This window comes from Flavobacterium sp. (assembly GCF_043779715.1).
Classification (GTDB): domain Bacteria; phylum Bacteroidota; class Bacteroidia; order Flavobacteriales; family Flavobacteriaceae; genus Flavobacterium.
The window spans coordinates 1-4855 of sequence record NZ_JAYWDT010000021.1 but is presented as its reverse complement, the minus strand read 5'-3'; the positions used below and the strand labels follow the sequence as shown (position 1 = coordinate 4855).

3 protein-coding genes are annotated in these 4855 nt (G+C 33.2%); 2 read left to right on the top strand and 1 reads right to left on the bottom strand.

The window, feature by feature from the left end; genetic code table 11:
* Window positions 1-226: 226 nt before the first annotated feature.
* Both ychF and ACH2BG_RS00775 read left to right on the top strand, forming a co-directional pair.
* The gene (ychF, locus tag ACH2BG_RS00780; RefSeq protein ID WP_395045830.1) at window positions 227-1321 is read left to right on the top strand and encodes a redox-regulated ATPase YchF; all 1095 of its coding nucleotides are present in this window, start codon (window positions 227-229) and stop codon (window positions 1319-1321) included.
* 88 nt (window positions 1322-1409) lie between these two features.
* Window positions 1410-2090, top strand: a complete 681-nt coding sequence (locus ACH2BG_RS00775) for a TIGR02117 family protein (protein WP_395045829.1) — start codon at window positions 1410-1412, stop codon at window positions 2088-2090.
* 49 nt (window positions 2091-2139) lie between these two features.
* On the opposite strand, the gene ACH2BG_RS00770 is transcribed toward ACH2BG_RS00775, so the two are convergent.
* Entirely contained in the window at window positions 2140-4821 is a 2682-nt protein-coding gene (locus tag ACH2BG_RS00770; RefSeq protein WP_395045828.1) for a TonB-dependent receptor domain-containing protein, read from the bottom strand.
* Between the last annotated feature and the right edge of the window lie 34 nt (window positions 4822-4855).

The following is a 4855-nucleotide window of genomic DNA, read 5'->3' as shown; positions in this document are numbered from 1 at the left end:
AAAGACAAATCTCTAATTAATAAAAAATCTTCCTTTTTTACGGATTATTGGGATTTCGAATCAGGATTTGTATCTACAAAAGAAGAAAAAGATATTATCGAAAAATTATCACATCTATAGTTTTTCCCTTAATCTTAAAAATTGCACTGCGTTTTTTTGAACTTTGAATCTTTGACCTTTTGCAACTTTTAACCTATATTTGCACACTTTATAAAACAAAACCATAATGAAAGCAGGAATTGTAGGATTACCAAATGTAGGAAAATCGACTTTATTTAATTGTTTATCAAACGCAAAAGCACAAAGTGCTAATTTTCCGTTTTGTACTATCGAACCAAATATTGGTGTAGTAAACGTTCCTGATCCAAGAATCGAAAAACTCGAAGAATTGGTAAAACCAGAACGAGTGCAAATGGCAACTGTCGATATTGTTGATATTGCAGGATTGGTAAAAGGAGCAAGTAAAGGCGAAGGTTTGGGGAATCAATTCCTAGGAAATATAAGAGAATGTAACGCGATTATTCACGTTTTGCGTTGTTTTGATAACGATAATATTATTCACGTAGACGGAAACGTAAACCCAATTCGTGACAAAGAAACGATTGATATCGAGTTGCAACTAAAAGATTTAGAAACAGTAGAAAAACGTTTAGAAAAAGTAAAACGTGCTGCAAAAACAGGAAATAAAGAAGCGCAATTAGAAGAAGGATTGCTAAATAGAATCCGTGAAACGTTACTACAAGCAAAATCTGCAAGAACAATCGAGCCAAAAGGTTACGAAGAAGAAGAATTGTTCGAAAGTTTTCAATTAATTACATCAAAGCCAGTTTTATATGTTTGTAATGTTGACGAAAATTCAGCCGTAAACGGAAATAAATATGTAGACCAGGTTCGTGAATTAGTAAAAGATGAAGATGCAGAAGTTATAATTCTTTCAGTAGGAGCAGAAGCTGATATTACAGAGTTAGAAAGTTACGAAGAACGTCAGGTTTTTCTAGAAGATATGGGATTATCTGAGCCTGGAGCTTCAGTTTTAATTCGTGCAGCCTATAAATTACTAAAACAACAAACTTACTTTACCGCAGGTGTAAAAGAAGTACGTGCTTGGACAATAAACGTAGGTTCAACAGCACCACAAGCTGCTGGAGTTATTCACACGGATTTCGAAAAAGGATTCATTCGTGCCGAAGTAATTTCATACGAAGATTACATTCATTACGGAACCGAAGCCAAAGCTAAAGAAGCAGGAAAGTTTAAAGTAGAAGGAAAAGAATATATCGTAAAAGATGGTGATGTAATGCATTTTAGATTTAATGTGTAATAAAAATAATTAAAAAATAAAGTAAAGCTCGTATGAAAATACGGGCTTTTTTTGGCTTGATATTTGATTTGAGTATTAAAAATTTAAAATGAAAAGCATCAAACAAACTTTCAAAATATTTTTCGAAATCATTTTAGCATTTGTAATTCTCATTCTGATATATGCATTTTCCGTTTTCGGATTGTCAAAGATTTCTGTTAATACTGGTGTTACTCAAAAAGAAGAGGTCGAAATTTTTATTAAAACCAATGGCGTTCACACAGATATTGTTGTTCCTATAAAAAATGAAATAAAAGACTGGAGTAAAGAAATTAAATTTAATCAAACAAAATCTAAAGATTCCCTGATGAATTATATTGCAATAGGTTGGGGCGACAAAGGTTTTTATTTAAATACGCCACAATGGTCAGATTTGAAAGCAAGTACTGCGTTTAGAGCAGCAACTGGTTTAAGTACTTCGGCAATGCACACCACATTTTGTAAATCTGTTTCTGAAAGCGAAAGCTGTAAGAGGATTTTAGTATCTAAAGAAAATTATCAGAAATTGGTTATTTTTATTAATGATAGTTTTCAGAGAGATTCTAATAAAAAATTGCAATGTATTTCAGGTCGTGGTTATGCTAAAAATGATTCTTTTTATGAAGCAAAAGGAAGTTATAGTTTGTTTAGAACTTGTAATACTTGGGCAAATGATGCATTAAAACAGGCAAACCAAAAAGCAGCATTTTGGACACCTTATGATGGTGGAATTTTTTGCCATTATCAATAAAAAAATGCCGTCTTTTGAACGGCATTTTTGTTTTATTTCAAAAAATAGATTAGAATTTAAATCCAAGTCTAGCATAATAGTAAGCTCCGCTAAATCCCATTTGTACAGAATCCCAATATCCACCAGCTTCAACCCAGTCATCTTGTTGATCAGGATAAATATTTAGTAAATTATTAGCACCCAAGCTCAATTTAAGAGATTTAGATAGTTTGAAACCTAGAGTTAAATCGGTTACAATTTTAGCTCCGTATGTATCAGTTGCTTCTTTTATTTGGTTGTCAAAAGAGTCACCATAGTCAGCAACATCTTCATAAACTTGGTAATCTAATAATTTAACTTCACTAAATCTTGTAAACGCTAAACCAGCATCAAAAAATCTGTAACCATAATTTAAATTTAATGCAAATTTATTTGCTGGAGCAGAAGCTAATAAGAAAGCTTTATCTCTTTCTCCAAAGAAAGTCTGGCTATCTAAACCATTATTTTTAACATTAGAAATCTCCATATCATTAATATTTCCAACGGCAGTAACGCCAAATTTAGAACTGCCTATTGTTTTCCCCCAAGTTATAACCATATCTAAACCTTTGGTCTTTGTATTTACACCATTGGTGAAAAACTGTGCTTTATCAACATTTAACCCCAAAGAAGTTGCATCAAAATATCCTGTTAATACAATTCTGTCCTTAACATTTATCATGTAACCATCTATTGTTGCTGTAAAATCTCCTTTAGAAAAAGTAAGTCCTAAAGAGGCATTTATCGCTTTTTCTTCATTTAGTTTTCCAATACCAAAAGCTTTTGTAACTGGGCTGTCATTAGCAGAAAGCAAAACTTCTGTTGCTCCAGAACTACTAAAATTTGTAAAACTAGTATTGTAGTAAATTTGAGCTAATGATGGTGCTCTAAATCCAGTACTTACAGAACCTCTCACATTTATATTGTCAGTAATTTTATATCTTGAGGCAAGTTTTCCGTTTACAGTACTACCAAAATCGCTATAGTTTTCGAAACGTACTGCAGTACTTACTAAGAATTTTTTTGTAATATCAAATTCAGCATCAGCATAAACAGATAAGTTTGTTCTTCCTTTGTCTACCACATTTTTTGGGCTATAACCAGGAAAACCTTGTGAGCCTCCAGGTCTTGGGTCTCCGGAAACAGGATCTATAGGCGCCGATTGTGTTGTAGGATCGATAATAGGATTACCATTTGTATCATAAGTTGCATAAGAACCTAGTTCGCCAGCAAAAATTTTAAACGTTTCTGAACGAAATTCTGCTCCAAAAGCTAAGTTCATCCCGTTTAAAACGGAATCATAATTTTTCGAGAAATCAAGATTTGTAGTGTTCTGACTTAAGCTGTGTCCACCAGCATCAAATGCTCTTGGAGATGCTGCTTCTAATGAAGCATTTAGTGTGCCTTCAATTCGGTAATCAAAAATATTTTTACCATAAGTATTACTCAAATCTATTTTCCAACCACTAGTTGTATTAGTTCTAAAACCTGCAGCGATTGAATTATCTACAATATTTGAAGTAATTCTTGGTGTAAATCCGCCAGGATATATAGATTCTACAACTCTTGCACCATCATTTCTGGTAAATGCATACGCATCGGTATCTCTGTAATTTCTGCCACCAAAAGCATAAAATTCTATTTTATCAGTAATTGGAATAGCAGCATTAACCATAAAATTAGCGCTAAATATTTCAGCTTCTCCAAATCCTTTTCTAAAATCGAATCCCGGACGCAAAGTTTTTTCTTTGTTTAAAAATTCGGTTGTAAAGTTAGCATAACCACCTTTTGAACCTATTTTTGTACCATAATTCAATGAGAATTTAGAAGAATTACCATCTAGTTTTTTGTCTTTACCAAAAGAGTTTCCGTTTCCGTTTTGGTCTAATCTAAATCCAGGAGTGTTTGCTGTTCCAGCAGGGAAATCTCCTTTCGCATTAGTATTATAAGCTCCGTAAGTTACAGCACCTGTAAGTTCGTCTACATTGTCGTTTAAAACAATATTTATTACTCCCGAAATAGCATCAGAGCCGTATTGTGCTGCTGCACCATCTCTAAGAATTTCAATTCTTTTTATTGATGAAGCAGGAATTGCATTCAAATCAGTTCCGGTATTTCCTCTTCCACGAGTTCCAAAAAGGTTTATTAATGACGATTGGTGTCTTCTTTTGCCATTAATTAGCACCAAGGTTTGATCGGGTCCCATTCCTCTTAATGAAGCAGGGTCTACGTGATCGGCACCATCTGAACCTGATTGTTTGTTAGCATTAAATGATGGAGCAACATATTGGAGTAACTCATTAATTTCAATTTTTCCGCTCTGTGTTGTTACATCTTTTACATTAATAATATCAACAGGAACAGCAGAGTTTGCAACAGTTCTTTTTGCTCTTCTAGACCCTACAGTTACTTCTTGTAATCCAATACCCTCCTCTTCAAGGCTAATTGTTACATTCTCGGATGCTGCTATTTCGATGGTTTTAAATCCCAAATAGCTCACCACTAGTTTAGAAGATTCTATACTTGCTACAGTAAATGAAAATTTTCCCTCAAAATCGGTTGAAGCTTTTTTGTTTGTTGTTTTTTCTAGAATATTTACTCCTGGTAGTGGTTGCCCTGTTTGGTCCATAACTTGCCCCGAAATTTTCTGCTGTGAATATCCTATAAAAGATAAGCCTAAGAAAAGTAGGGTAAATAAAAATTGTTTTTTCATAATTTTGGTTTGTTATATGTTTTTGCTAAATTAT

What these genes read in the sequence shown, in the direction of transcription:
- ychF (WP_395045830.1), top strand. Translation starts at nt 227, where the DNA reads ATGAAAGCAGGAATTGTAGGATTACCAAATGTAGGAAAATCGACTTTA.
- ACH2BG_RS00770 (WP_395045828.1), bottom strand. Translation starts at nt 4,821, where the DNA reads ATGAAAAAACAATTTTTATTTACCCTACTTTTCTTAGGCTTATCTTTT.
- ACH2BG_RS00775 (WP_395045829.1), top strand. Translation starts at nt 1,410, where the DNA reads ATGAAAAGCATCAAACAAACTTTCAAAATATTTTTCGAAATCATTTTA.